A 25338-nucleotide genomic window follows, 5' to 3' on the forward strand; every position below is an offset into this window, starting at 1 on the left:
TTATTTTTTTGAGTGCATGGCGTAATGAAACGTTTTCTTATTTTATCTCTGAGTGCTCCCCTTGTTTTTATGCTGGCTGGCTGCGCACCGGAACATTCCACGGTGTCGCCAATTCAAACGCAAACGACAGCCGCGTCCGTTAATACCCGACTGAGCCATGCAGACTGGCCGAAAAACGAATGGTGGAAAGAATATAACGACCCGCAGTTAAATTCGCTTATTGCCAAAGCGATAGCGGATGCGCCCGATATGCAAATTGCCCGGCAGCGCATTACGCTTGCCGAAGCGCAGGCCAGAGCCGCTATCGCAGCCGATGGCCCACAGATGGATTTTTCTGCGGATGTTGAACGGCAAAAAATGTCGGCGGAAGGGCTGATGGGGCCATTTGCCCTGACCGACCCGGCGGCGGGCACCACCGGACCCTGGTACACCAACGGCACCTTTGGCCTGACGGCGGGCTGGGATCTCGATCTTTGGGGAAAAAACCGCGCCCGGATTGCAGCGCGTATCGGTAAGGTGAATGCGCAAAAAGCGGAGCTGGAGCAGACCCGCCAGCTGCTTTCAACCAGCGTTGCGCGTCTTTACTGGGCGTGGCAGACCCAGGCCGAAGCAGGGGATGTACTTGTCCGGATCAAACAGGAGCAGGAAAATATTATCGACGCCGATCGTGAACTGTATCAGCACGGTATTACCTCCTCGGTGGAAGGCGTCGAAACCGATATTCATGCCAGTAAGACTGACGAGCAGTTAGCTGACGTGAAGGGAAAAATGAAGGCCATTGAAGCGCGTCTGGATGCGCTGACCGGTACATCTGCAATTCAGCTTACGCGCCATGCGTTACCTGCAACCGAAGCCTCGCTACCGTCAACGCTGGGATATGAACTGCTGGCTCGCCGTCCGGATCTACAGGAAGCGCACTGGTATATTGAAGCCTCCATGAGCGAGGTGGAAGCCGCCAGAGCGGCGTTCTACCCTGATGTGAACCTGATGGCATTTTTACAGCAGGACGCCCTTCACCTGAGCGATCTGTTCCGCTCTTCCGCGCAGCAGATGGGCGTTACCGCCGGGCTGACGTTGCCAATTTTCGACAGCGGCAGGCTGAATGCCAACCTGGATATTGCCCAGGCGCAGAATAATCTCTCGGTCGCCAATTACAACAAAGCGGTGGTGGAGGCGGTCAATCAGGTGGCGCGTACGGCAAGTGAAGTTGAAACCCTGACGGCAAAAAATCTTCACCAGCAGCAGGTTGAAAAAGACGCGGCGCGCGTGGTCGCGCTGGCGCAGGCGCGTTTTAGCGCAGGTATTATTGCCGGCTCGCGGGTCAGCGAAGCCAGAATCCCGGCGCTTGAAGAACATCTCGAAGGCGTGATGCTGAAAGGCCAGTATATCGACGCCACGCTGCAACTCACGTCGGCGCTGGGCGGCGGCTATCATCATGGCTAAAAAGGGTCATTATCTATACTTACCTCTTTGCAGTTTTTCAGGAGGTGAGTATGACCAGAGTAGCAATTGTAACCGCATCGGATTCCGGGATTGGTAAAACCACGGCGCTGATGCTGGCAGAGCGCGGGTTTGATATTGGCGTCACCTGGCATTCCGATGAAAAAGGGGCGCTGGAAACCTGTCGGGAAGTCGAAGCCCATGGGCAGCGCGCAGAGGCTATCCATCTTGATTTAAGCACGCTCCCGGAAGGTGCCGACGCTATTGAAACGCTGATTGCGCGTTTCGGCCGGCTGGACGTTCTGGTTAACAATGCCGGAGCGATGATCAAAGCGCCCTTCCTTGAGATGCCTTTTGACGACTGGCGGAACATTTTCACCGTCGACGTTGACGGCGCGTTTCTCTGCTCGCAGATTGCCGCCCGGCAGATGGTGAAGCAGGGGGAAGGGGGGCGGATTGTGAACATCACCTCGGTGCATGAGCACACGCCGCTGCCGGAAGCCAGCGCCTATACCGCCGCGAAACATGCGCTCGGCGGCTTAACCAAATCGATGGCGATGGAGCTGGTGAAGCATAAGATTCTGGTAAACGCCGTCGCGCCGGGTGCCATTGCCACGCCGATGAACGATATGGACGACAGCGAAGTGAGGGAAGGGTCAATGCCGGAAATCCCACTGGCAAGGCCGGGCCACACCAAAGAAATCGCCAGCCTGGTGGCATGGCTGTGCGACAGCGACGCCAGCTATACGACAGGACAATCGTTTATCGTCGACGGGGGCTTTATGCTGGCGAACCCGCAGTTTAAGCCGGAGGGGTAAGTTTCCCCTCACCCTACCCCTCTCCCCTTTGGGGTGAGGGGGAGTAGACCGCACTCACTCTTCATCTCGCCTCTTTTCCCGTTGCCGCATCCACAGCCTGACCCCAATCACCGCCACAACCACCAGAATCAACCACGCCCAGTGCTTCAGGTGTTGGTCAAGATTATGCAGCCACGGGCCAATCACCTCACCGCCAACGTAACCAAGCGTCGTGAAGATCAGCGCCCAGGCTATCGCGCCAACAATATTCAGCGGCAGGAAAATTTTGGGCGGCAGGCGGCTGGCGCCAATCAGTATCGGCCCGATAATCCTGAAGCCGTACATAAAGCGGGTGCCAATCACGAAAAGGTAAGGGTGACGCTGGATCAGGCGCTGTGCGCGGTTGATTTTCTTTTTGTGTTTAGCGAATCGCTTGAGCAGCGTCGGGCCAAAGCGCAGCCCCAGGAAGTAGAGTAGTTGATCGCCAATCATACCGCCCAGCGCGACCGCAGCGACAACCAGCGGGAATTTCAATAAGCCCTGATGCGCGGCAACGCCGCCTAACAGCGTGATGGTTTCACCTTCAGCCACGCTGCCGATGACCAGTGCGGCATATCCATAGTGTTCAATGAGTGCGTTAATATCCATTACGTAACGGTTTTCTCCCTCTGCGTACCTCGTTTAATCATATACCCCCTGCATCAACCGTGCGGCAATCAACGGAAATTTCCCACTGTACATAAAATAATCTAAAGCCTGCATTATACTTAAGGTATCGCTGACGGGCCGACAATAAGGGGGCGCTATGAACCATGTCTGGGGACTTTTCTCCCATCCCGATCGTGAGATGCATGTCATCAAAAGTGAGAACGAAACGGTCTCGCATCATTACACGCACCACGTGCTGCTGATGGCCGCGGTGCCGGTAATATGCGCGTTTATTGGCACAACACAAATCGGCTGGAACTTCGGTGACGGTACCGTGGTTCAGCTCTCCTGGTTTACCGGGCTTTATATGGCCATTCTTTTTTATGGTCTGATGCTGGCGGGGGGGGCGGTCATGGGGCGCGTCATTCACTGGATGGCGCGTAACTACCCGCAGCGCCCATCGCTGGCACACTGTATGGTCTTTGCCGGATACGTCGCGACCCCGCTGTTCTTAAGCGGTATTGTCGCGCTCTATCCACTGGTCTGGCTGTGCGCGCTGATCGGTACTGTTGCGCTCTTTTACACCGGTTATCTGCTGTATCTGGGCGTTCCTACCTTCCTGAACATCAATAAAGAAGAGGGCCTGAGCTTCTCCAGCTCCACGCTTGCCATTGGGGTGCTGGTACTGGAGGCGTTACTGGCGCTGACGGTTATTCTTTGGGGTTATGGATACCGTCTCTTCTAAGTTCGCTGCATTGCTGGCGTAAATGCCAGCAATGCAGCATTTCTTCACGATTATCCACTGGCGACAAAGCACGGTGACCGCTATGATGCCGAAGCCAGCCTGTGTTTATCCGTCGACGCAGGCGGCGTACGTCATAACGTGCGTGAATAATTATCAGAAGTCTCACCATGCTGAAATTCCGAGTCTCATTACTTAGCCTGGCGCTGTTGCTGGGCGCGTCCGCTGCCGTGCCAGCCGTCGCCAAAACGCCTGCGGTGACCACCGCTGCTGCCCAGCCGCAAATTGCGTCCGGTAGCGCGATGATTGTTGATCTCAACACCAATAAGGTGATTTACGCCAGCCACCCGGATCTGGTGCGCCCGATTGCTTCCATAACCAAATTAATGACCGCGATGGTCGTGCTTGATGCACATCTGCCGCTGGACGAAAAACTGAAAGTCGATATCAGCCACACGCCGGAAATGAAAGGGATTTACTCTCGCGTGCGCCTGAACAGTGAAATCAGCCGTAAAGATATGCTGCTGCTGGCGCTGATGTCGTCCGAGAACCGTGCGGCGGCCAGCCTGGCGCACCACTATCCTGGCGGTTATGACGCGTTTATCCGCGCGATGAATGCCAAAGCCAAAGCGCTGGGGATGACCAATACCCGCTATGTGGAGCCGACCGGGCTGTCAATTCATAACGTCTCAACGGCGCGTGACCTGACGAAGATGCTGATTGCCACGAAGCAATACCCGCTGCTCGGCCAGCTCAGCACCACGCGCGAGGACATGGCGACATTCTCGAATCCGTCTTACACGCTGCCGTTCCGCAACACTAACCATCTGGTATATCGCGAGAACTGGAATATTCAGTTAACCAAAACCGGGTTTACCAATGCAGCAGGCCACTGTCTGGTGATGCGTACCGTATTCAACGGTAAGCCGGTGGCGCTGGTGGTGATGGATGCCTTCGGCAAATATACCCACTTTGCGGATGCGAGCCGCCTGCGGACATGGATTGAGACCGGGAAAGTGCAGCCCGTTCCGGCCGCCGCATTGACGTATAAAAAGCAGAAAGCGGAACAGATGGCGACGGCGCAGAACGACTAATTCCCCTCTGCGCGTTGGTGCCCTCACCCCGACCCTCTCCCACGGGAGAGGGAGAAAACACTAAAAACGGTAACCCAGGTTACCGTTTTACGTTTATTCCGGCAGCGTCCAGTCACCGTCGTTGAGCGGGCGTTGCATTATCAACGTATCCCGCCAGTCGCCTTTCTTATACCCAACGCTTCGCAATTGACCCACGACATCAAAACCGTGCTTTTTATGTAAGCGCAGCGAACCCGAGTTGTTATTCCCGTCACCCACAACGGCGATCATCTGCCGCCACGGGCCCTGCTCGCAGCGTGCGATCAGCGCGCTTAGCAACGTTGAGCCAAATCCACGGCCCGTGGTGCTGGCATCCACATAGATTGATTCTTCGAGCGTGTAGCGATAAGCCTGTCGCGGACGATACGGGGTGGCATAGCAATAGCCCACGACGATACCGCGATACAGCGCGACCAGCCACGGCAAACCGCCGTCGGTAACGTTTTTCAGACGCTTACGCATTTCGTCTACGGTAGGGGGAACTTCTTCGAATGACGCGCGGCCATGAAGCACATGCCAGGCATAGATGGCGGCGATGGCATGCACATCATCGGGAAGGGCGTCGCGCACTTCCAGCTCGGTTTCGGATAAAACATCAACAGCCGACATGATGTGTCTGCTCCTCATCGTAACATGCCGGAGAAACGTTTCTCCGGCGACAGGTCGCTACTCTAGTACGATTCAGGAGCGGTTAACAATCTCTCAAATTTGGCTGTAGGGTTTAATCAGACGTTTGCGCTATGGGCTGCTCCGCGTCTGCGCTCTCTTTCCAGTATTTCTTCCGCGTTGTTTTGCCGATGCCGGGGTTCATGCTGTTTGTAGGGTCATTCTCGCGATAAAACTGCTTAAGTGCCTCAGGAGCTTTATAAAGATGCCCGACGTTGTGTTCCGCAGGATATTGTGCGCCACGCTCGCGCAGCAGGGCGAGCATCTGCTCCTTCAGCTCGTGCGCATCAACGCCTTTTTTGACGATGTAGTCCTGATGGAAGACGTAGCACATAAAGTGACCGTAATAGAGCTTGTGCACCAGCTTGCTGTCGATCTCCGGCGGCAGATGCTCAAACCACTCGGTATCGTTGCGTCGCAGGGCGATATCCAGCGCCAGAATATCCTCCACCTCTTCGGAATGTACCGCCTGGTAACGGATAGCGGCGCCCGCCGCGGCGAAGCGGTGCAGGAACGCTTTGCTGCCTTCTTCCGGTGTACAGGCAAAGAAATCGCCTTCGGCGGTTTTGAAGAACCCGGTAAGCCAGCTCTGCGCTTCGGCAATCCCGTCCCCGGCCATTTTCAGCAGCAGGTGATGTTCGTACTTATCGCGCCAGGTTTTCATTCGCTCCGGCAGGTGCGCCGGGAAAACGTTGCCCAGCTTCTGCATAAAGCGGTCGGTAAAGTGGGGCTTAAACAGTGATACTTTTTCCAGCATCGCGTCGGTGCGCCCCTTCATGGTGAAGAAGAACGGCATTTTGTCGGTGCCGAGCTTGTCGATCATCAGGAAGGTATCTTTCCCGTAGCGCTCGGCGATGTCGTAAATATCCCGGTGCATATACTCGCCAGCCACCGGCAGGTGGGTGAATTCGCCCAGAATATGGCGACGAATTTCGGTCAAAACCTCGGGCTGATTGGTGCCGATGTAAAATACCTGCTGTTTTTTTTCTGCCGGGAAGGTGTCGAGGCGCACGGCAAACACGGCCAGCTTGCCCGCGCAGCCGGAGGATTCAAACAGGCGGTCCGGGTCGGCGTTATAGCGCGCCGGGGTGTCAGCGTCGATATCCCGCACGCGGGTGACGTAATCGTGATCGTGCGCGTGACGCCCATCGTGCTGAACGTCTTCGTCCCTCACGTGATCGTCATCAAGCTTGCTGAGGATCTGTTCCGGCGTGACGCCGAGATCGATACCCAGATGGTTAACCAGCGTCAGCTTGCCGTTCTCGTCAATACGGGCAAACAGCGACATCTCGGTGTAGGCCGGGCCGCGCTGCACCAGCGAGCCGCCGGAGTTATTGCAGATCCCACCGACCACTGAGGCGCCAATGCAGGAGGAGCCGATCACCGAGTGCGGCTCGCGGCCCAGCGGCTTCAGCGCTTTTTCCAGCGAGTAGAGCGTGGTGCCCGGGAACGCGAGCACCTGCTCGCCTTTGTCCAGCAGGTGCAGCTTGTCGAGACGCAGGGTGCTGATAATCACGATGTCGCGATCGTAATCGTTGCCGTTCGGCGTGGAGCCTTCGGTCAGGCCGGTGTTGGCGGCCTGCATTAAAATAATCTTGTCGGCGGCGACGCAGGCGCTCAGCACGCGCCACAGCTCCAGAAGCGTGCCGGGGAACACCACCGCCAGCGCCTCGCCCTGACCGGAGCGGAAGCCCTTACGGTAGCGGGCGGTTTTGGCCGGGTCGGTAAGCAGGTGAGAGGAGCCAACCAGGCGCGACAGTTCGTTAATAAAAGTATTGTTATCGTCAGTTCGAACAGAAGTCATCTTCCACTCCTTGTGGTGGGGCAAATTTCTCGCTGTAAAGCATAGCGCGATTAACTGTTCAGCGGTCGGGTATTCATGAGAAAAATCAGAGAATAACCCTGCAACGTTCAGAGGGTTTGTGGCACACTGCGCTTTTCGCACGGTCTGGCCGGGTGCTTCCCACGGTTATTGATGAGAGAGAATAACAACATGAAATGGCTATGTTCTGTAGGTGTTGCCGTCAGCCTGGCGCTGCAACCTGCGCTGGCAGAGGATTTGTTTGGTAATCACCCGCTCACGCCTGAAGCCCGCGACGCGTTTGTCACGGCGTTGCTCAAGAAAATGACGGTTGATGAGAAAATTGGCCAGCTGCGTCTTATCAGCGTCGGTCCGGATAACCCGAAAGAGGCCATCCGCGAGATGATCAAAGACGGGCAGGTCGGGGCCATCTTTAATACCGTTACCCGCCAGGATATCCGCAAAATGCAGGATCAGGTGATGGAACTTAGCCGCCTGAAAATCCCACTGTTCTTCGCCTATGACGTGGTGCACGGCCAGCGTACCGTCTTCCCGATTAGCCTCGGCTTAGCCTCCTCGTTTAACCTCGACGCGGTGAAAACCGTCGGGCGCGTGTCCGCCTATGAAGCGGCGGATGACGGCCTGAACATGACCTGGGCGCCGATGGTTGACGTTTCGCGCGACCCGCGCTGGGGCCGCGCCTCGGAAGGCTTCGGTGAAGATACCTTTTTAACGGCCACGATGGGTAAAACCATGGTGGAAGCGATGCAGGGCAAAAGCCCGGCGGACCGCTACTCGGTGATGACCAGCGTCAAACACTTCGCGGCCTACGGCGCGGTGGAAGGCGGTAAAGAGTACAACACCGTCGACATGAGCCCGCAGCGCCTGTTTAACGATTACATGCCGCCGTACAAGGCAGGTCTGGACGCGGGCAGCGGCGCGGTGATGGTGGCGCTGAACTCGCTGAACGGTACGCCTGCGACCTCCGATTCCTGGCTGCTGAAAGACGTGCTGCGCGACCAGTGGGGCTTTAAGGGCATCACCGTTTCCGACCACGGCGCGATTAAAGAGCTGATCAAACACGGCACCGCCTCCGACCCGGAAGACGCGGTGCGCGTGGCGCTCAAGTCCGGCATCAACATGAGCATGAGCGACGAGTACTACAGCAAATACCTGCCGGGGCTGGTGAAGAGCGGCAAGGTAACGATGGCGGAGCTGGACGATGCCGCGCGCCACGTGCTGAACGTCAAATATGACATGGGTCTGTTTAACGATCCGTACAGCCACCTGGGGCCGAAAGATTCAGACCCGGCAGACACCAACGCCGAAAGCCGCCTGCACCGTAAAGAAGCGCGTGACGTGGCGCGCGAAAGCCTGGTGTTGCTGAAGAACCGCCTCGACACGCTGCCGCTGAAAAAATCCGGCACCATCGCTGTGGTGGGCCCGCTGGCCGACAGCAAGCGCGACGTGATGGGCAGCTGGTCTGCTGCGGGCGTGGCCGATCAGTCCGTTACCGTCCTGACCGGCATCAAGAGCGCCGTCGGTGAAAACGCCAAAGTGGTGTACGCCAAAGGGGCGAACGTCACCGACGATAAAGACATCGTCACCTTCCTCAACCAGTACGAGGAAGCGGTGAAGGTCGATCCGCGCACGCCGAAGGAGATGATCGACGAAGCGGTCAACGCGGCGAAGCAGTCTGACGTCGTTGTTGCGGTCGTGGGGGAGGCGCAGGGTATGGCGCACGAAGCCTCCAGCCGTACCGATATCACCATCCCGCAGAGCCAGCGCGATCTGATCGCCGCCCTGAAAGCGACCGGCAAGCCGCTGGTGCTGGTGCTGATGAACGGTCGTCCGCTGGCGCTGGTGAAAGAAGACCAGCAGGCTGACGCCATTCTGGAAACCTGGTTCGCCGGTACCGAAGGCGGTAACGCCATCGCCGACGTGCTGTTTGGTGATTACAACCCGTCGGGCAAGCTGCCGATGTCCTTCCCGCGCTCCGTCGGGCAGATCCCGGTCTACTACAGCCACCTGAACACCGGTCGTCCGTACAATGCCGACAAGCCGAACAAGTACACGTCTCGTTACTTCGACGAAGCTAACGGCCCGCTGTATCCGTTTGGTTACGGCCTGAGCTACACCACCTTCAAGGTGTCTGACGTGAAAATGTCGGCGCCGAGCCTGAAGCGTGACGGCAAAGTTACCGCCAGCGTGGAGGTGACCAACACTGGCAAGCGCGAAGGGGCAACGGTGATTCAGATGTACGTTCAGGATGTCACCGCCTCGATGAGCCGCCCTGTGAAGCAGCTGCGCGGCTTCGAGAAGGTCAACCTGAAGCCTGGCGAAACCCAAACCATCAGCTTCCCGATTGACGTGGACGCGCTGAAGTTCTGGAACCAGCAGATGAAATATGATGCGGAACCGGGCAAGTTTAACGTCTTTATCGGGGTAGATTCCGCCCGCGTGAATAAGGGTGAGTTCGAGCTGCTGTAACGTTTCCTTCCTTTGCATCCCCCGATTTCCGGGGGATGCGTCTTACCTTATGCTAAAAAGGCATTTTGCCGGGTAAATCCGTCGTTTTAAGCTACGCTTTTCTCTCAAGCCTCTGAAAAAGGCGATAAAAAAATGAGGACAGCGGAATGACGATTAAAACGGGGATGGCAGTTTCTGCGGCGCTACTCGCGGCGCTAAGCCTGCCGCTACAGGCGGCGGAGCCGGTAAAAGTGGGCTCGAAGATCGATACCGAAGGCGCACTGCTCGGCAATATTATTTTGCAGGTGCTGGAAAGCCACGGCGTGAAAACCGTCAATAAAGTTCAGCTGGGCACCACGCCCGTCGTGCGTGGGGCGATTACCTCCGGCGAGCTGGATATCTACCCCGAATACACCGGCAACGGCGCGTTCTTCTCTAAAGAAGAGAACGATCCGGCATGGAAAAACGCCAAAGCTGGCTATGAAAAAGTCAAAAAACTCGACGCGGAACAGAACAAGCTGGTCTGGCTGACCCCGGCCCCGGCCAATAATACCTGGACTATCGCCGTGCGTAAGGATGTGGCGGAGAAAGGTAAGCTGACTACGCTTGCGGATCTCAGCCGCTATCTGAAAGAGAAGGGCGACTTCAAGCTTGCGGCGTCTGCTGAGTTTATCGAGCGTCCTGATGCGCTTCCGGCATTCGAAAAAGCGTACGATTTCAAACTCGACCAGGCGCAGCTGCTCTCGCTGGCGGGCGGGGATACGGCGGTCACCATCAAGGCGGCGGCGCAGCAAACCTCCGGCGTTAATGCGGCGATGGCCTACGGCACCGACGGCCCGGTCGCGGCGCTGGGCCTGCAAACCCTGACCGATCCTAAAGGTGTACAGCCGATTTACGCCCCGACCCCGGTCGTGCGTGAGGCAGTGCTGAAAGCCTATCCGGATATTGCGGAATGGCTCAAACCAGTCTTCGAAAAGCTGGATGAAAAAACGCTGCAACAGTTGAATGCCAGCATTGCCGTCGAGGGGCTGGATGCCAAAAAAGTGGCCGCCGACTTCCTGAAACAACAAGGGCTTGTGAAGTAACGGGAAAGGGCTGTGCCAATAAAATGTCATAACCGCGTACTGCTGCTGTTGGCCTGCGTGGCCATTGCGGCGGTCGCGTTACCGTTTGTGAACGTCGCGCCTAACCGCCTGATGTCGGGGGAAGGGCGCGCGCTGTGGCAAATCTGGCCGTTCATGCCGTGGTGGCTGGCGGCTGCGCTGGCCGCGTGGGTTGCACTGTCGCTCTGGCAAGGGCGCACGGCGCAGTGGCTGACGCTGCTGCTCTCAGAAGGGCTCTTCATCGTGCTGTTCTGGAGTGCGGGGCTGGCGGCAACGCACATGGCCTCGGCGGAAAGCCCGCTGGCGCGAACCACGATTGGCAGCGGCCTGTGGCTGTGGCTGGCGCTGTGCTTGCTGGCCAGCAGCGATGCCATTCGTCGCCTCATGACCAGCGCCGTCTGGCGCTGGGTGCTCAATGCGCAGATATGGTGTATTCCATTGCTCCTGCTGTTCAGCGGCGAACTGAACAACCTCTCGCTGTTAAAAGAGTATGCCAACCGTCAGGAGGTGTTTGATGATGCGCTGGCGCAACATCTGACGATCCTTTTTGGCACGCTGATCCCGGCGCTGCTGATCGGGATACCTCTCGGTATGTGGTGTTATCGTCATCCTTCACGTCAGGGCGGTATTTTTGCCGTGCTCAACGTTATCCAGACCATTCCCTCCGTTGCGCTGTTTGGCCTGCTGATTGCCCCCCTGGCCGGGCTGGTGAAGTCGTTTCCCGCGCTGGGCTCGGTGGGTATCGCCGGAACGGGATTAACGCCCGCGCTGATTGCGCTGGTGCTGTACGCGCTGCTGCCGCTGGTGCGCGGCGTGGTCGCGGGGTTAAGCCAGGTCGCGCCGGATGTGCTGGAAAGCGCCCATGCGATGGGGATGAGCGCGCGACAGTGTTTCTGGAAGATACAGCTCCCGCTGGCGCTGCCTCTGCTGCTGCGTAGCCTGCGGGTGGTGGCGGTCCAGACCGTCGGCATGGCGGTGATTGCGGCGTTGATTGGCGCGGGCGGCTTTGGCGCGCTGGTATTCCAGGGGCTGCTGAGCAGCGCCCTCGATCTGGTGTTGTTGGGCGTTGTTCCCACCATTGCGCTGGCGGTCGTCGTCGACGCGCTGTTTGCCTTATGGCTCGCGCTGCTCAGGAGAAGAGCCAATGATTGAATTTCACGATGTCAGTAAAACCTTTGCCGGCCGCCCGGCGGCGAGCCACCTGAACCTGAACTTTGCCGAGGGCGCGTTTTCCGTGCTGATTGGCACCTCGGGCTCGGGAAAATCCACCACCCTGAAGATGATCAACCGGCTGGTGGAGCATGACAGCGGGCTGATCCGCTTTGCCGGGGAAGAGATCCGCAGCCTGCCGGTGCTGGAGCTGCGCCGTCGGATGGGCTATGCCATTCAGTCTATCGGCCTGTTTCCGCACTGGACGGTGGCGCAGAACATCGCCACCGTGCTGCAGCTGGAGAAATGGTCGCGGGCTAAAATCGCTGACCGCGTTGATGAACTGATGTCTCTGCTGGGGCTGGAGCCCGCGCTGCGCGACCGCTATCCGCACCAGCTCTCCGGGGGGCAGCAGCAACGTGTGGGCGTGGCGCGCGCGCTGGCGGCTAACCCGCAGGTGCTGCTGATGGATGAACCTTTCGGCGCGCTGGATCCGGTTACGCGCGGGGCGCTGCAAACGGAGATGACCCGCATTCACCGCATTCTTGGCCGAACCATCGTCCTCGTGACGCACGATATTGATGAAGCCCTGCGCCTGGCCGACCATCTGGTGCTAATGGATCATGGCGAAGTGGTGCAGCAGGGTTCGCCACTCGCGTTGCTGACGCGTCCGAAGAACGACTTTGTGCGCGAATTTTTTGGCCGCAGCGAGCTGGGCGTCAGGCTGCTCTCCCTGCGGACGGTCGGCGACTATATGCGCCGACAGGATACGTCGCTCGCCGGGGAGCCGCTCCAGGCGCAGATGAGTCTGCGGGATGCCCTCTCCGCGTTTGTCGCGCGGCAGTGTGAGGTACTGCCCGTTTCGGATGACCGGGGGACGCCGTGCGGGACCTTACATTTTCGCGATCTGCTGGCCGGGGAGGTGACGCGTGAAGGCACTGCGTGATCCGCTCCTCTGGCTGGTAGCGCTCTTTGTCGGCTTACTGTATCTGATGCCCCACAGCGCGGCGCTGTTTCATACCCTTTTTCCCGGGCTGCCGCGGCCAGTGTATCAGCAGGAGAGCTTTATCAATCTCGCCCTGGCGCATCTCTGGCTGGTGGCGCTCTCAAGCGTCATCGCGGTTGTGTTGGGGGTAGGGGCAGGCATCGCGGTCACGCGGCCTGCGGGCAAGGAGTTTCGTCCGCTGGTGGAGACGGTTGCGGCCATCGGGCAGACGTTTCCGCCGGTTGCGGTGCTGGCGATAGCGGTGCCGGTGATGGGGTTTGGTCAGCAGCCCGCGATTATTGCGCTGATTTTATACGGCGTATTGCCCGTTCTGCAGGGCACGCTGGCGGGTATTGCGGCGGTACCGGCGTCTGTTTTAAGCGTGGCAGAAGGGATGGGGATGAGTCGCTGGCAGCGGCTGCGCAAAGTCGAGTTGCCGCTTGCGGCACCGGTTATTATTGCCGGGATCCGCACGTCGGTGATTATTAACATCGGAACGGCGACCATTGCGTCTACGGTCGGCGCCAGTACGCTGGGAACGCCGATCATCATCGGCTTAAGCGGTTTTAATACGGCTTATATCGTGCAGGGGGCGGTGCTGGTCGCGCTGGCGGCCATCGTCGTCGATCGCCTTTTTGAGCGGCTGGCGCTGTACCTCAGCCGACACCGCCACGAACAATAAACGAATATCCGGCCAGCATCACGCCGCCGATACCGCTCACGGCCATCAGGACAAAAAGGGTAATAATGGCCAGTTTGGTTGCCTTCATCATGTGCTCCTGTTGTTAACGGAACAATTATACGGTGAAGCGCAGCTGTTAATGAACCATTAAATGCCGTTATGGCTCATCGGGGCCAAGGGAGTAAACCGGGTAACCATTTTCACGCCATTGCGTCAGCAGCTGTTGCTGCGTGGCGGTGGGCACTTCGCCACACCAGACCAGCAGGGTCTGACCGTCGAAAAATTCAGGCTTAAGCTGGGCCAGCGAGTGCGCCAGGACATCCACGCGCCAGCCTTTTTGGGTGGCAATCCACGCTTCCAGCCACAGGCGGGTGGTATCGTGCACGTTCCAGCCGACCACCAGCGCATCTTTTCCGGCTTTGTTCTTCGCAGAGGCAAGGCAGACGGCAATGTAGTTGATCAGCACGCCGTCGAGCATACTGAGCAGCGCCTGCAGGGTGGACTGCTGGCACTGCAGGCGTCGACGGAGCGGAATGAAAAGGTGGGTGATGAGCGATTGTGCCGGGTGATCGCGCCCCTGCTCTTTGATCCAGGCGCGCACGCGCTGCAGGTTACCGGCCTGTAGAAGCCGCAGCAGAGTTTCCTGCTGTTCACGCCAGAGGTGTTGCGTGTCGGCATCGTCGTGGCTCAGCAGGGACTACACTTTGCCGACCTGCACCCCGTTGTCGATCCAGCTTTTGATTTCGCGGATCCGGTCGATATCGGCATCGTTGAACAGACGATGCCCGCCGTCCGTTCTCTGCGGTTTGAGCAATCCATACCGCCGCTGCCACGCCCGTAGGGTAACGGGATTGATATCACAAAGGAGTGCCACTTCACCGATTGTGTAAAGCGCCATATTTGCCCCCTGGCTTACGCGTCCCCAGCTTAACTGTAGACCCACTTTGCCGAACCAGGAAGAGCTGATTAATTTTTAAACAAATAATGCGAAGTCTGCGCGATGTGCAGAAAAAGGTGTGATAACGGACACGATTTTGCGCTTTTTTGGGGTGCTTCAAAGAAAGTTAACCAACATCCGTGTATGTTACGCGTTTTTAGCGTGTGCGGTTTTGAGTATGTACGAGTTTAATCTGGTGCTGCTGTTGCTTCAGCAGATGTGCGTGTTTCTTGTCATTGCCTGGCTGATGAGTAAAACGCGTCTTTTCATCCCGCTGATGCAAGTTACCGTACGCCTGCCGCACAAGCTGCTCTGCTACGTCACCTTCTCTATTTTTTGCATCATGGGGACCTACTTCGGCCTCCACATCGAAGACTCTATTGCCAATACGCGCGCCATCGGTGCGGTGATGGGCGGGCTGCTGGGTGGTCCGGTCGTCGGTGGCCTTGTAGGTTTAACCGGGGGGCTGCACCGCTATTCCATGGGCGGGATGACGGCGCTCAGCTGCATGATCTCGACTATCGTCGAAGGGCTTCTCGGCGGGCTGGTACACAGCTACATGATTAAGCGCGGTCGCCCGGACAAGGTGTTTAGCCCGCTTACCGCCGGGGCCATTACTTTTGTGGCCGAAATGGCGCAGATGGCGATCATTCTGCTGATCGCCCGCCCGTTTGAGGATGCGCTGCACCTGGTCAGCAATATTGCCGCCCCGATGATGGTGACCAACACCGTCGGCGCGGCGCTGTTTATGCGTATTCTGCTCGACAAGCGCGCCATGTTTGAGAAGTACACCTCGGCCTTTTCCGCCACGGCGCTGAAGGTCGCCGCCTCGACCGAAGGGATCCTGCGCCAGGGGTTTAACGAAGAGAACAGCATGAAGGTGGCTCAGGTGCTGTATAAAGAGCTGGATATCGGTGCTGTGGCCATTACCGATCGCGAAAAGCTGCTGGCCTTTACCGGCACCGGGGACGATCACCATCTGCCAGGCAAACCGATCTCGTCGACCTACACGCTACGCGCCATTGAAACCGGCGAAGTGGTCTATGCCGACGGTAACGAAGTGCCATATCGCTGTTCGCTGCACCCGCAGTGCAAGCTGGGTTCCACGCTGGTGATTCCGCTGCGCGGGGAAAATCAGCGGGTGATGGGCACCATCAAACTGTATGAGGCGAAAAACCGTCTGTTTAGCTCTATCAACCGCACGCTGGGGGAGGGCATCGCCCAGCTGCTTTCTGCGCAGATTCTGGCGGGGCAATATGAGCGGCAGAAAGCGCTGCTGACGCAGTCTGAAATTAAGCTGCTGCACGCCCAGGTTAATCCGCATTTCCTGTTTAATGCGCTTAATACGTTGAAGGCGGTGATCCGCCGCGACAGCGATCAGGCCGCGCAGCTGGTGCAGTTTCTGTCGACCTTTTTCCGTAAAAACCTGAAACGGCCGTCAGAGATCGTGACTTTGGCCGACGAGATTGAGCACGTGAATGCCTATCTGCAGATTGAGCAGGCGCGTTTTCAGTCGCGCCTGCAGGTGTCGCTCTCCGTTCCGGATGAGCTGGCGTATCAGCATCTTCCGGCCTTTACCCTGCAGCCTATTGTGGAGAACGCCATCAAACATGGTACTTCGCAGCTTCTGGGGACAGGGGAGATAACCATCGCCGCCAGCCGTTTTAACCATCATCTGGTGCTGGATATCGAAGATAACGCGGGGCTTTACCAGCCTTCCACCTCAGGCGGATTAGGCATGAGCCTGGTGGATAAACGCCTGCGCGCCCATTTTGGCGACGACTGTGGCATTACCGTCGCCTGCGAGCCTGACCGCTTTACCCGTATTACCGTTCGACTGCCGCTGGAGGAAAACGCATGTTAAGAGTGCTGATTGTGGATGACGAGCCGCTGGCACGGGAAAACCTGCGCGTTCTGCTGCAGGAGCAGCCTGATATTGAAATTGTGGGGGAGTGCGCCAACGCCATTGAGGCCATCGGTGCGGTGCACAAGCTGCGCCCGGACGTGCTGTTCCTCGACATTCAAATGCCGCGCATCAGCGGACTGGAGATGGTCGGCATGCTTGACCCGGAGCATCGCCCCTACATCGTGTTTCTGACGGCATTTGATGAATATGCCGTTAAGGCTTTTGAGGAGCACGCGTTTGATTATTTACTCAAGCCGATTGAAGAGAAGCGGCTGGAAAAAACGCTCACCCGTTTACGCCAGGAGCGAACCGTCCAGGACGTTACGTTGCTGCCGGAGAACCAGCAGCCGCTGAAGTTTATCCCCTGCACCGGGCACAGCCGGATCTATCTTCTGCAGATGGACGATGTAGCGTTTGTCAGCAGCCGCCTGAGCGGGGTGTTTGTCACCAGCGCGGAAGGGAACGAAGGGTTTACCGAACTGACCCTGCGCACGCTGGAGAGCCGCACGCCGCTGATTCGCTGCCACCGCCAGTATCTGGTGAACATGGCGCACCTGAAAGAGATCCGTCTGGAAGATAACGGCCAGGCCGAGCTGGTGCTGCGCGCCGGGCAAACCGTCCCGGTTAGCCGCCGCTACCTGAAGAGTTTGAAAGAGGCGATTGGCCTGTAAAACTGGTACACTGCGCGCCATTGCATCATCGACATTCGAAGGCTCTATGCTAAGTAACGATATTCTTCGTAGCCTGCGCTACACCCTGAAAGCAAATAACAACGACATGGTGCGCATTCTTGCGCTGGCCGATATGGAAGCCACGTCGGCAGGTTTCGACACCTGGATGACCAAAGAAGATGAAGAGGGCTTCGTTCGTTGCCCGGACATCATTCTTTCGGGTTTCCTGAACGGCCTGATTTACGACAAGCGTGGCAAAGATCCGGCCGCGCCAGAGCTGGCGCTGGAGCGTCGGGTGAATAACAACACGGTGCTGAAAAAGCTGCGCATCGTATTCTCGCTGAAAACGGACGATATTGTGGCGATCATGACCGAGCAAAAATACCGCGTGTCCGTGCCGGAAGTGACCGCCATGATGCGCGCGCAGGACCATAAAAACTACCGCGAGTGCGGCGACCAGTTTCTGCGTAATTTCCTGCGCGGGCTGACCCACCGGGTGCATCACCCGAAGGCGTAAATGCGGCATGGGTGCGGCATGATACCCTCACCCCGGCCCTCTCCCTTTGGGAGAGGGAGAACAAAAAAGCCGGAGATTATCTCCGGCTTTTTTGTTATTTCACCTGCTGACCCGGCTTCGCGCCTTCGTCAGGGCTTAACAGGAAAATATCTTTCCCGCCAGGGCCAGCGGCCATCACCATCCCCTCGGAGATGCCGAAGCGCATTTTGCGCGGCGCCAGGTTAGCGACCATCACGGTCTGACGACCGATCAGTACCTGCGGGTCCGGGTAGGCTGAACGGATGCCGGAGAAGACGTTACGCTTCTCGCCGCCGAGATCCAGCGTCAGGCGCAGCAGCTTGTCAGAGCCTTCCACAAATTCAGCGTTCTCAATCAGCGCCACGCGCAGGTCGACTTTGGCGAAATCATCAAAGGTGATGGTTTCCTGAATCGGATCGTCCGCCAGCGGGCCGGTCACCGGTGCCGCAGCTGCCTTCACTTCTTCTTTGGATGCTTCCACCAGGGCTTCAACCTGCTTCATCTCGATGCGGTTGTACAGCGCCTTGAAGGTGTTCACCTTGTGGCCGAGCAGCGGCTGCGCCATTGCATCCCAGGTCAGTTCAGTGTTCAGGAACGCTTCAGCGCGGGCTGCCAGCTGTGGCAGAACCGGCTTCAGATAGGTCATCAGCACGCGGAACAGGTTGATGCCCATGGAGCAGATGGCCTGCAGATCGGCATCGCGACCTTCCTGTTTAGCGACAACCCACGGCGCCTGCTCGTCCACATAGCGGTTAGCCAGGTCAGCCAGCGCCATGATTTCACGCACCGCTTTACCGAACTCGCGCGTTTCCCAGGCCTCGCCAATGGTCGCCGCCGCGTCGGTGAAGGTTTGGTACAGGGCAGGGTCCGCCAGTTCAGCGGCCATTACGCCGTCAAAGCGTTTGGCGATAAAGCCCGCGTTACGGGAGGCCAGGTTCACCACCTTGTTCACGATGTCCGCGTTCACGCGCTGCACGAAATCTTCCAGGTTCAGGTCGATATCGTCGATGCGGGAAGAGAGCTTCGCGGTGTAGTAGTAGCGCAGGCTGTCCGCGTCGAAGTGGTTCAGCCAGGTGCTGGCCTTGATAAATGTGCCGCGAGATTTGGACATCTTCGCGCCGTTTACCGTCACGTAGCCGTGAACGAACAGGTTGGTCGGCTTGCGGAAGTTGCTGCCTTCCAGCATGGCCGGCCAGAACAGGCTGTGGAAGTAAACGATGTCTTTACCGATGAAGTGGTACAGCTCGGCGGTAGAGTCTTTCTTCCAGTATTCGTCGAAGCTGGTGGTGTCGCCACGCTTGTCACACAGGTTCTTGAAGGAGCCCATGTAGCCGATTGGCGCGTCCAGCCAGACGTAGAAATATTTGCCCGGCGCGTTCGGGATTTCGAAGCCGAAGTACGGCGCATCGCGGGAGATATCCCACTGCTGCAGGCCGGATTCGAACCACTCCTGCATCTTGTTCGCCACCTGCTCCTGCAGCGCGCCGCTGCGGGTCCACGCCTGCAGCATTTCGCTGAAGGATGGCAGGTCGAAGAAGAAGTGCTCGGAATCACGCATCACAGGCGTGGCGCCGGATACCACGGATTTCGGCTCAATCAGTTCGGTCGGGCTGTAGGTCGCGCCGCAGACTTCGCAGTTATCGCCGTACTGATCCGGGGATTTACATTTTGGACAGGTGCCTTTGACAAAACGGTCCGGCAGGAACATGCCTTTTTCCGGATCGTACAGCTGAGAGATGGTGCGGTTTTTGATAAAACCGTTCTCTTTCAGACGGGTGTAGATCAGCTCCGACAGCTCGCGGTTTTCGTCGCTGTGCGTGGAGTGATAGTTGTCATAGCTGATGTCAAAGCCAGCAAAATCGGTCTGATGCTCCTGACTCATTTCGGCAATCATCTGCTCCGGGGAAATCCCCAGCTGCTGCGCTTTCAGCATGATCGGGGTGCCGTGGGCATCGTCCGCACAGATGAAGTTAACCTCGTGGCCGCGCATTCGCTGGTAACGGACCCAGACATCAGCCTGGATATGCTCCAGCATGTGGCCGAGGTGGATTGAGCCGTTGGCGTACGGCAGGGCGCACGTTACCAGAATTTTTTTCGCGACTTGAGTCATAGTAGGCATTACTTCTTTTAACTGTGAAAAGGGTTTTTGATATTACCAAAAGGGGCATTATTAAGTAAGCACAAACCACGGCCTTTCAGGTAAACTTGTTTGTCTAAGGTCTTATTCACAAGAACAAAGGAGTCGGGATGAGTTCTCAATCCCAGGCCAAATCACCGGAAGCCTTACGAGCAATGGTCGCCGGGACGCTGGCTAACTTTCAGCATCCAACCCTGAAGCACAATCTCACTACGCTGAAAGCGTTACACCATGTCGCATGGCTGGACGACACGCTGCACATTGAGCTGCAGATGCCGTTCGTCTGGACCAGCGCCTTTGACGCGCTGAAAGAGCAGACCAGCGCTGAGCTGCTGCGCATTACCGGCGCAAAAGCGATTGACTGGAAGCTGAGCCACAGCATCGCCACGCTGAAGCGCGTGAAAAACCAGCCTGGCGTCAACGGGGTGAAAAACATCATTGCCGTCAGTTCGGGCAAGGGCGGGGTGGGGAAATCCTCTACTGCCGTTAACCTGGCGCTGGCGCTGGCGGCGGAAGGGGCAAAGGTCGGTATTCTGGATGCCGATATCTACGGTCCGTCCATTCCAAACATGCTGGGCGCGGAAAACCAGCGTCCAACCTCGCCGGACGGCACGCATATGGCGCCGATCGTGGCGCACGGCCTGGCGACTAACTCTATCGGTTACCTGGTGACCGACGATAACGCTATGGTCTGGCGCGGCCCGATGGCCAGCAAGGCGCTGCTGCAGATGCTGCAGGAGACAATGTGGCCGGATCTGGATTATCTGGTGCTGGATATGCCGCCAGGCACCGGTGACATTCAGCTGACGCTGGCGCAAAACATTCCGGTAACGGGTGCCGTTGTGGTCACCACGCCGCAGGATATCGCGCTGATCGACGCCAAAAAAGGCATCGTGATGTTCGAGAAAGTGGAAGTGCCGGTGCTGGGTATCGTCGAGAACATGAGCATGCACATCTGCAGCAACTGTGGACACCATGAACCTATCTTCGGTACCGGCGGTGCGGAGAAGCTGGCGGCGCAGTATCACACCCAGCTACTGGGGCAGATGCCGCTGCATATTTCCCTGCGTGAAGATCTGGACAGCGGTAAACCAACGGTGGTCAGCCGCCCGGACAGCGAATTTGCCCAGATGTATCGCCAGCTGGCAGGGCGCGTTGCGGCGCAACTTTACTGGCAGGGAGAAGTGATCCCGGGTGAAATCGCCTTCCGCGCGGTGTAATTCCTCTGCGCTTTAGTGCCGGGTGGCGGCTTCGCCTTGCCCGGCCAACGAATGGCACTATCACGTAGGTCGGGTAAGGCGAAGCCGCCACCCGACTTTAACGCAATCGGTAATGCATCAGATAGTACTCTCCCTCAGGAGAATTCCCCGTCGCCTCAATGTGCCAGCCGTGCCGCTGGTAAAACGCAATAGCCCGCGCATTCTTCACCAGACACTTGAGTGACCCCGTGCTGGTAAACGTCTTCTGTACGTGTTCAAGCAACACATGTCCGACGCCCAGGCTCTGATACTGCGGATCGACAAACAGGTTGTGCAGAAAATTATCGTTCGTCCAGACTGAGGCGAAGCCAAGTCGGTGCCCATCCTGTTCCGCCACCCAAATCTCTTCGTCCAGGGTTGCCGCGTCAAAATCTTCAAGCTGCCACGCAGAACTGTCCAGCCACGGCCAGGCTTCACGCCGGGCGTGGAGGAAGAGCGTGCGCAGGAAAGGGCGATCGCTCTCCTGCCACGGACGGATTACGATCGTATCAGCGATGATAGAAGATATCTCCATTGTAGGCTTTGTAGATTTTGCCATCGGCATCGCCAATCAGAACGTAGTTTTCACCCATGTAGGTCCAGTGGGTACCGGCATCCGGCGCCGGAAGGTTACGCAACTGGTACTGTTTGATGGTGTACTCCGGCGTTTGATACTGCGCGGGTGCGGTGTCGCCGATTTTGAACTTTGTGAAATCCGCGATGAATTCTTGTTCTTCGTAGGCCTTAATGCCCGATGGCGCAGCGGCGGTTTGCGGGGCAGAGAACGCGGAGCCCGCCAGAGACAGTAATACACCCAGAAGCAGCAGTTTACGCTTAGCCATTTTTTCTCCAGTGATATCGTTACAGATGCTTTTTGTCTGCGGGGCGTACATGACGAGGCAGACAGTCCATTTTAAGTATCAAAGCATGGTGTGTTTGATAAAAAATGTAACAAAAGTGGAGGGTTTTGGGTAGTCGATTACGGCGATGTTCATCATTACAGTGAATGCTCGCTGTGTTAGTTATTTATTATTTTTATTATTTTATTAATCTATTCTGAAAATAACTCTCGCCGTCAAAATTGGACTGTTAAGCGAATGCTTTCACGAGGGATAACATTTAATATGCGCCACCGTATAAAGTGATATTCGTTTCTGTTTTCTTGCGCAATTGTGCGCTGACGTTAACTTTTTTATAAATCAGCGGGCTTGCGCTTTATGGTTTTTAGATGTCACGAAATTATTAATATAATTATATTTCATGGTGTTAGCTGGAATTCTTTTGCGAGCTTAACGCCAGGCGCAACGATTAATCAACATTTAATATAAATGAAAAATACAATTGCACTTTCACTCTTATTTTTCACGGTCAGCCAGTTAACAGGGTGTGTATTTTCACCGGGTCAAAATTTAAGTCTGTCCGGGAAAAAGGTTACGCCAGCTGAAGACGTTAATTATCAGCTGGACAAACGCGTGGAGATTTTTCCTTTGACCCCGGCTTTGATTGAAAAATTGCGTCCACCCATGTCTAAATCTCAGGCAAATCCTAATCTGGATGAGCAGCTCAAAAACTGGGAATACCGTATTGGTCCGGGGGACATTCTGACGGCGACCGTCTGGGATCACCCTGAATTAACGACGCCCGCGGGGCAATACCGCAGCGCGAGCGACGCCGGCAACTGGGTCAATGCCGATGGTACGCTCTTTTATCCCTACGTTGGAAAGCTGCACGTGGCAGGAAAAACGGTGACGCAGGTGCGCCAGGAGATCACCGCGCGGCTGGATAAGGTCATTGAGAGCCCGCAGGTGGGCGTCAGCATTGCCTCCTTGACGCATGATGGCAAGGACTCGCGTCTTTCTCTCTCTGCCCTGATGCAGCATGGCGATCTGACCCAAAATAAGCTGCTTTATCCTGGCGACATCCTGTTTGTTGCCCGTAACAATGCCCTGAAAGTGTTTGTGAGGGGCGAGGTGGTTAAACAGAGCACGCTTAAGATGGATCGCAGCGGCATGACGCTGGCCGAAGCTCTGGGGAATGCGGCGGGTTAAACCAGGATATGGCCGATGCAACCGGGATTTTTTGTTATTCGCCTGACGTCTCAGAAAGGCGAGAAGGACAAAATCGCTAATATCTATCAGCTCAATGCAGAAGATGCCTCCGCCATGGTGCTGAGTACGGAATTCCAGCTGGAGCCGTACGACATTGTCTATGTCTCTACAGCCCCGCTTTCACGCTGGAACCGCGTGATCATCCAGCTGGTACCGACCATCAGTGGCGTACATGACCTGACCGAAACCGTCCGTTACATCAGATCGTGGCCGCAATAATGTTCAATTCCATTTTAGTGGTTTGCACCGGCAATATTTGCCGTTCACCGATTGGCGAGCGGCTGTTACGTCAGTTATTACCCTGCAAGCAGATGACCTCGGCAGGTATATTTGGGCTCGAAGGACGCCCGGGGATGCGGCAGCAAAAGAAATCGCCTCGCGCCACGGTGTTTCGCTGGAAGGTCACGTGGCGCGTAAGGTCACACGTAGTCTGTTACAAAAATCCGATTTGATTCTGGTGATGGAGCCGGAGCATCTCCGCTTTATTGCCTCTGTAGCCCCGGAGATTCGGGGGAAATCGCTGTTGTTTGGTCAGTGGCTTGAGACAAAGGACATTCCCGACCCGTATTGCAAAAGTCGGGAAGCCTTCGAATATGTTTTCGAACAGTTGGGAAAATCCAGCCAGGAATGGGCTCGTCGTTTGCGTCAACAAGGAATGAAGCAGTAATGTCGTCTCATAAATCAGACAAGTTTGGTGCCGATGTTTCTCCCGATGCCGCCCCTGAACTTTTGCTGCTCAAATCGCGGATGATTTTGGGGAGGCCGTTGACAAGTCAGGTCTCACATACAGCGCCAAACGGCACCTGTTCCCGGTCATCGGGGCGCTGCTGGAACGCGAACGTAAAGCCGGTGAACTGACCATTGGCACGCTGACTCTTCCCCTTCAGGAAGACAAGCCGCAGGAACTTTTACTGACCGTTCAGGAGCAGGGCCGATATCGACTTGAGGGCAAAAACCTGGAGGCTGATGGCGTTGTCGGGAAAACGCTTGTTAAAAACGGGGGGACGCTGCTGGTAACGTCACTGAGCGCCCAATTTGACCTCAAAACCCTCACCAGGCTTGAAGCAATTAACGCCCTCCAGCGCCGGTTTACCGTCGCGGAGCCGGCGAAACAGAGCGGAATTATTACCTTAACGCTGACGGGCGAAGATGCTGACAAAATTGCCGTGGTACTCAATACCATTGCTGAAAGTTATCTCAGCCAGAATATTGAACGTCAGGAAGCGGAAGACACCCGCAGCCTGACATTTTTGCAGGATCAACTGCCTAAAATCCGCCGCGAACTGGATGAAGCCGAAGCACGGCTGAACGCCTACAGGGAGCAGTGCGATTCTGTTGATTTATCCCTTGAGGCGAAGACGATCCTCGACCAGGTTGTGAATGTTGAAAACCAGCTTAACGAACCTGCTGGTGGCCCGCTTTGGTAAAACCAGCGTTAAAGAGATCGAGAACAGCCTGAAGCGTCTGCAGCAGATGGGGGTAAAGGTGAATGGCGCGATCCTCAATGACATCGTGAAATCCGCCGCGCTCTATTACAGCTCGGGATATAGCCATTACGACTATGGTTATACCCCGGAATAAACGTGGCGCGACACTTCTTTACAGCATGACGGCCAATAGCCCGTTAAGATGACCTCCGTTGAATCGAGAGGTCATAATGGATAACCGCAAATTCAGTCGCCTGGGTCGCTGGGCGCGGGAAGGCGCCATACTTTTTGTGATGGCGCTGGCCGTCATGTGGGGCGTGGATCAGTACCGAAAACCGACTCTGCCTGCCAGTTTTAGCGCAACCCCGATGCAGAGTATCGACGGTAAGATCCACGATATCACGGCGCTCAGCCAGGAGCGCCCGCTGCTGATCTACGTCTGGGCAACCTGGTGCAGCATCTGTCGTTATACAACGCCTGCGGTCGATAAGCTGGCAGAAGAGGGCGGTAACGTCGTGAGCATTGCCATGCGATCCGGTGATGATGCAAAGCTTGCCCGCTGGGCAGAAAAGAAAAGCCTGAGGATGCCGGTAATTAACGATGCAAACGGTGCCTTGTCGCAGCAGTGGCAGGTGAGCGTGACGCCGACGCTGGTGATTGTCTCGAAGGGTGATGTGGTCAGCACCACAACGGGCTGGACGAGCTACTGGGGATTAAAATTAAGGATGTGGTGGGCAGGCGTATAAAGATAACCCCTCTCCCGA

The 25338-nt window shown here is 56.8% G+C and carries 22 protein-coding genes and 4 pseudogenes; 18 read left to right on the forward strand and 8 right to left on the reverse strand.

Annotation, left to right across the window (positions count from 1 at the left end; translation table 11 throughout):
* Nucleotides 1-24: 24 nt before the first annotated feature.
* The gene (gene mdtQ / locus D5066_RS07400; RefSeq protein ID WP_119915494.1) at nucleotides 25-1443 is read left to right on the forward strand and encodes a multidrug resistance outer membrane protein MdtQ; all 1419 of its coding nucleotides are present in this window, start codon (nucleotides 25-27) and stop codon (nucleotides 1441-1443) included.
* Between the two features lie 50 nt (nucleotides 1444-1493).
* A complete protein-coding gene (locus tag D5066_RS07405) occupies nucleotides 1494-2258 on the forward strand; it encodes an SDR family oxidoreductase (protein WP_119915495.1) in 765 nt (254 codons plus the stop codon).
* A gap of 54 nt (nucleotides 2259-2312) precedes the next feature.
* On the opposite strand, the gene D5066_RS07410 is transcribed toward D5066_RS07405, so the two are convergent.
* Entirely contained in the window at nucleotides 2313-2885 is a 573-nt protein-coding gene (locus tag D5066_RS07410; RefSeq protein WP_119915496.1) for a DedA family protein, read from the reverse strand.
* 157 nt (nucleotides 2886-3042) lie between these two features.
* Here D5066_RS07410 and D5066_RS07415 point away from each other — a divergent pair, with 157 nt between their 5' ends.
* Together D5066_RS07415 and pbpG are read left to right on the forward strand one after the other, a co-directional pair.
* Nucleotides 3043-3630 (forward strand): Yip1 family protein, encoded by a 588-nt coding sequence (locus D5066_RS07415; protein WP_119915497.1) that lies wholly within the window; start codon nucleotides 3043-3045, stop codon nucleotides 3628-3630.
* A 167-nt stretch (nucleotides 3631-3797) separates the two neighbouring features.
* On the forward strand, nucleotides 3798-4721 hold the full coding sequence (gene pbpG, locus D5066_RS07420) for a D-alanyl-D-alanine endopeptidase (RefSeq protein ID WP_080328623.1): 924 nt from the start codon (nucleotides 3798-3800) through the stop codon (nucleotides 4719-4721).
* 93 nt (nucleotides 4722-4814) lie between these two features.
* Here pbpG and D5066_RS07425 read toward each other — a convergent pair whose 3' ends face one another.
* Both D5066_RS07425 and dld read right to left on the reverse strand, forming a co-directional pair.
* Nucleotides 4815-5369 (reverse strand): GNAT family N-acetyltransferase, encoded by a 555-nt coding sequence (locus D5066_RS07425; protein ID WP_119915498.1) that lies wholly within the window; start codon nucleotides 5367-5369, stop codon nucleotides 4815-4817.
* A 112-nt stretch (nucleotides 5370-5481) separates the two neighbouring features.
* Complete coding sequence (gene dld, locus D5066_RS07430; RefSeq protein WP_119915499.1) at nucleotides 5482-7230, reverse strand: D-lactate dehydrogenase; 1749 nt, start codon at nucleotides 7228-7230, stop codon at nucleotides 5482-5484.
* A 189-nt stretch (nucleotides 7231-7419) separates the two neighbouring features.
* Between dld and bglX the strand changes: the two genes are divergently transcribed.
* The 5 genes from bglX (at nucleotide 7420) to D5066_RS07455 (ending at nucleotide 13615) form a co-directional block, all read left to right on the forward strand.
* The gene (bglX, locus tag D5066_RS07435) at nucleotides 7420-9717 is read left to right on the forward strand and encodes a beta-glucosidase BglX (RefSeq protein WP_119915500.1); all 2298 of its coding nucleotides are present in this window, start codon (nucleotides 7420-7422) and stop codon (nucleotides 9715-9717) included.
* A 146-nt stretch (nucleotides 9718-9863) separates the two neighbouring features.
* Nucleotides 9864-10781, forward strand: coding sequence for a glycine betaine ABC transporter substrate-binding protein OsmF (gene osmF, locus D5066_RS07440; protein ID WP_119915501.1), 918 nt, complete (start codon nucleotides 9864-9866; stop codon nucleotides 10779-10781).
* Nucleotides 10782-10793: 12 nt separating this feature from the next.
* Entirely contained in the window at nucleotides 10794-11951 is a 1158-nt protein-coding gene (locus D5066_RS07445) for an ABC transporter permease (protein WP_119915502.1), read from the forward strand.
* A complete protein-coding gene (locus D5066_RS07450; RefSeq protein WP_119915503.1) occupies nucleotides 11944-12894 on the forward strand; it encodes an ABC transporter ATP-binding protein in 951 nt (316 codons plus the stop codon). Before D5066_RS07445 ends, D5066_RS07450 begins: the two co-directional genes overlap by 8 nt.
* Entirely contained in the window at nucleotides 12878-13615 is a 738-nt protein-coding gene (locus D5066_RS07455) for an ABC transporter permease (RefSeq protein WP_119915504.1), read from the forward strand. Before D5066_RS07450 ends, D5066_RS07455 begins: the two co-directional genes overlap by 17 nt.
* On the opposite strand, the gene D5066_RS07460 is transcribed toward D5066_RS07455, so the two are convergent.
* Both D5066_RS07460 and mlrA read right to left on the reverse strand, forming a co-directional pair.
* Nucleotides 13590-13703 carry a protein YohO gene (locus tag D5066_RS07460; RefSeq protein WP_008500895.1) on the reverse strand — a complete coding sequence of 38 codons (114 nt, stop codon included), beginning with the start codon at nucleotides 13701-13703 and terminating at the stop codon, nucleotides 13590-13592. The two genes, D5066_RS07455 and D5066_RS07460, sit on opposite strands and share 26 nt — an antisense overlap.
* 69 nt (nucleotides 13704-13772) lie before the next feature.
* A pseudogene (mlrA, locus tag D5066_RS07465) lies at nucleotides 13773-14513 on the reverse strand (HTH-type transcriptional regulator MlrA).
* A 217-nt stretch (nucleotides 14514-14730) separates the two neighbouring features.
* Between mlrA and D5066_RS07470 the strand changes: the two are divergent.
* From D5066_RS07470 to D5066_RS07480, 3 genes are read left to right on the forward strand one after another with little or no spacing between them, the layout of a single operon-like run.
* A complete protein-coding gene (locus tag D5066_RS07470) occupies nucleotides 14731-16416 on the forward strand; it encodes a sensor histidine kinase (RefSeq protein ID WP_119915505.1) in 1686 nt (561 codons plus the stop codon).
* Nucleotides 16410-17129: a two-component system response regulator BtsR gene (gene btsR, locus D5066_RS07475; RefSeq protein WP_024908144.1), complete on the forward strand. Its 720-nt coding sequence runs from the start codon at nucleotides 16410-16412 to the stop codon at nucleotides 17127-17129. Before D5066_RS07470 ends, btsR begins: the two co-directional genes overlap by 7 nt.
* 46 nt (nucleotides 17130-17175) lie before the next feature.
* Nucleotides 17176-17646 (forward strand): YehS family protein, encoded by a 471-nt coding sequence (locus D5066_RS07480; protein ID WP_119915506.1) that lies wholly within the window; start codon nucleotides 17176-17178, stop codon nucleotides 17644-17646.
* Nucleotides 17647-17740: 94 nt separating this feature from the next.
* Here D5066_RS07480 and metG read toward each other — a convergent pair whose 3' ends face one another.
* Nucleotides 17741-19774 carry a methionine--tRNA ligase gene (metG, locus tag D5066_RS07485; RefSeq protein WP_119915507.1) on the reverse strand — a complete coding sequence of 678 codons (2034 nt, stop codon included), beginning with the start codon at nucleotides 19772-19774 and terminating at the stop codon, nucleotides 17741-17743.
* 137 nt (nucleotides 19775-19911) lie between these two features.
* Between metG and apbC the strand changes: the two genes are divergently transcribed.
* Nucleotides 19912-21021: an iron-sulfur cluster carrier protein ApbC gene (gene apbC / locus D5066_RS07490; protein WP_080328635.1), complete on the forward strand. Its 1110-nt coding sequence runs from the start codon at nucleotides 19912-19914 to the stop codon at nucleotides 21019-21021.
* Between the two features lie 97 nt (nucleotides 21022-21118).
* Here the strand turns inward: apbC and D5066_RS07495 are convergent, their stop codons facing one another.
* Both D5066_RS07495 and D5066_RS07500 read right to left on the reverse strand, forming a co-directional pair.
* A complete protein-coding gene (locus D5066_RS07495; RefSeq protein ID WP_119915508.1) occupies nucleotides 21119-21598 on the reverse strand; it encodes a GNAT family N-acetyltransferase in 480 nt (159 codons plus the stop codon).
* The gene (locus D5066_RS07500; RefSeq protein WP_008500887.1) at nucleotides 21549-21881 is read right to left on the reverse strand and encodes an RcnB family protein; all 333 of its coding nucleotides are present in this window, start codon (nucleotides 21879-21881) and stop codon (nucleotides 21549-21551) included. The genes D5066_RS07495 and D5066_RS07500 overlap by 50 nt, the downstream gene beginning before the upstream one ends.
* A 486-nt stretch (nucleotides 21882-22367) precedes the next feature.
* Here D5066_RS07500 and D5066_RS07505 point away from each other — a divergent pair.
* The 5 genes and pseudogenes from D5066_RS07505 (at nucleotide 22368) to D5066_RS07520 (ending at nucleotide 25320) form a co-directional block, all read left to right on the forward strand.
* Nucleotides 22368-23366 (forward strand): annotated as a pseudogene (locus D5066_RS07505) (polysaccharide biosynthesis/export family protein).
* Nucleotides 23366-23814, forward strand: a pseudogene (locus D5066_RS07510) (arsenate reductase/protein-tyrosine-phosphatase family protein). Before D5066_RS07505 ends, D5066_RS07510 begins: the two co-directional pseudogenes overlap by 1 nt.
* A gap of 20 nt (nucleotides 23815-23834) precedes the next feature.
* Nucleotides 23835-24550: pseudogene (locus D5066_RS23310) on the forward strand (protein-tyrosine kinase); the annotation flags it as partial.
* Nucleotides 24528-24728, forward strand: a complete 201-nt coding sequence (locus D5066_RS22820; RefSeq protein ID WP_133300903.1) for a hypothetical protein — start codon at nucleotides 24528-24530, stop codon at nucleotides 24726-24728. The pseudogene D5066_RS23310 and the gene D5066_RS22820, both read left to right, overlap by 23 nt.
* A gap of 76 nt (nucleotides 24729-24804) precedes the next feature.
* The gene (locus D5066_RS07520; RefSeq protein WP_119915509.1) at nucleotides 24805-25320 is read left to right on the forward strand and encodes a protein disulfide oxidoreductase; all 516 of its coding nucleotides are present in this window, start codon (nucleotides 24805-24807) and stop codon (nucleotides 25318-25320) included.
* Nucleotides 25321-25338: the final 18 nt, after the last annotated feature.

Origin of the sequence: Enterobacter chuandaensis, from assembly GCF_003594915.1 — a bacterium.
GTDB classification, from domain to species: Bacteria; Pseudomonadota; Gammaproteobacteria; order Enterobacterales; family Enterobacteriaceae; genus Enterobacter; species Enterobacter chuandaensis.

What these genes read in the sequence shown, in the direction of transcription:
- btsR (WP_024908144.1), top strand. Translation starts at nt 16,410, where the DNA reads ATGTTAAGAGTGCTGATTGTGGATGACGAGCCGCTGGCACGGGAAAAC.
- D5066_RS07520 (WP_119915509.1), top strand. Translation starts at nt 24,805, where the DNA reads ATGGATAACCGCAAATTCAGTCGCCTGGGTCGCTGGGCGCGGGAAGGC.
- bglX (WP_119915500.1), top strand. Translation starts at nt 7,420, where the DNA reads ATGAAATGGCTATGTTCTGTAGGTGTTGCCGTCAGCCTGGCGCTGCAA.
- osmF (WP_119915501.1), top strand. Translation starts at nt 9,864, where the DNA reads ATGACGATTAAAACGGGGATGGCAGTTTCTGCGGCGCTACTCGCGGCG.
- D5066_RS07480 (WP_119915506.1), top strand. Translation starts at nt 17,176, where the DNA reads ATGCTAAGTAACGATATTCTTCGTAGCCTGCGCTACACCCTGAAAGCA.
- dld (WP_119915499.1), bottom strand. Translation starts at nt 7,230, where the DNA reads ATGACTTCTGTTCGAACTGACGATAACAATACTTTTATTAACGAACTG.
- apbC (WP_080328635.1), top strand. Translation starts at nt 19,912, where the DNA reads ATGAGTTCTCAATCCCAGGCCAAATCACCGGAAGCCTTACGAGCAATG.
- D5066_RS07410 (WP_119915496.1), bottom strand. Translation starts at nt 2,885, where the DNA reads ATGGATATTAACGCACTCATTGAACACTATGGATATGCCGCACTGGTC.
- D5066_RS22820 (WP_133300903.1), top strand. Translation starts at nt 24,528, where the DNA reads ATGTTGAAAACCAGCTTAACGAACCTGCTGGTGGCCCGCTTTGGTAAA.
- D5066_RS07415 (WP_119915497.1), top strand. Translation starts at nt 3,043, where the DNA reads ATGAACCATGTCTGGGGACTTTTCTCCCATCCCGATCGTGAGATGCAT.
- D5066_RS07405 (WP_119915495.1), top strand. Translation starts at nt 1,494, where the DNA reads ATGACCAGAGTAGCAATTGTAACCGCATCGGATTCCGGGATTGGTAAA.
- D5066_RS07450 (WP_119915503.1), top strand. Translation starts at nt 11,944, where the DNA reads ATGATTGAATTTCACGATGTCAGTAAAACCTTTGCCGGCCGCCCGGCG.
- D5066_RS07470 (WP_119915505.1), top strand. Translation starts at nt 14,731, where the DNA reads ATGTACGAGTTTAATCTGGTGCTGCTGTTGCTTCAGCAGATGTGCGTG.
- metG (WP_119915507.1), bottom strand. Translation starts at nt 19,774, where the DNA reads ATGACTCAAGTCGCGAAAAAAATTCTGGTAACGTGCGCCCTGCCGTAC.
- D5066_RS07495 (WP_119915508.1), bottom strand. Translation starts at nt 21,598, where the DNA reads ATGGCAAAATCTACAAAGCCTACAATGGAGATATCTTCTATCATCGCT.
- D5066_RS07460 (WP_008500895.1), bottom strand. Translation starts at nt 13,703, where the DNA reads ATGAAGGCAACCAAACTGGCCATTATTACCCTTTTTGTCCTGATGGCC.
- mdtQ (WP_119915494.1), top strand. Translation starts at nt 25, where the DNA reads ATGAAACGTTTTCTTATTTTATCTCTGAGTGCTCCCCTTGTTTTTATG.
- D5066_RS07500 (WP_008500887.1), bottom strand. Translation starts at nt 21,881, where the DNA reads ATGGCTAAGCGTAAACTGCTGCTTCTGGGTGTATTACTGTCTCTGGCG.
- pbpG (WP_080328623.1), top strand. Translation starts at nt 3,798, where the DNA reads ATGCTGAAATTCCGAGTCTCATTACTTAGCCTGGCGCTGTTGCTGGGC.
- D5066_RS07425 (WP_119915498.1), bottom strand. Translation starts at nt 5,369, where the DNA reads ATGTCGGCTGTTGATGTTTTATCCGAAACCGAGCTGGAAGTGCGCGAC.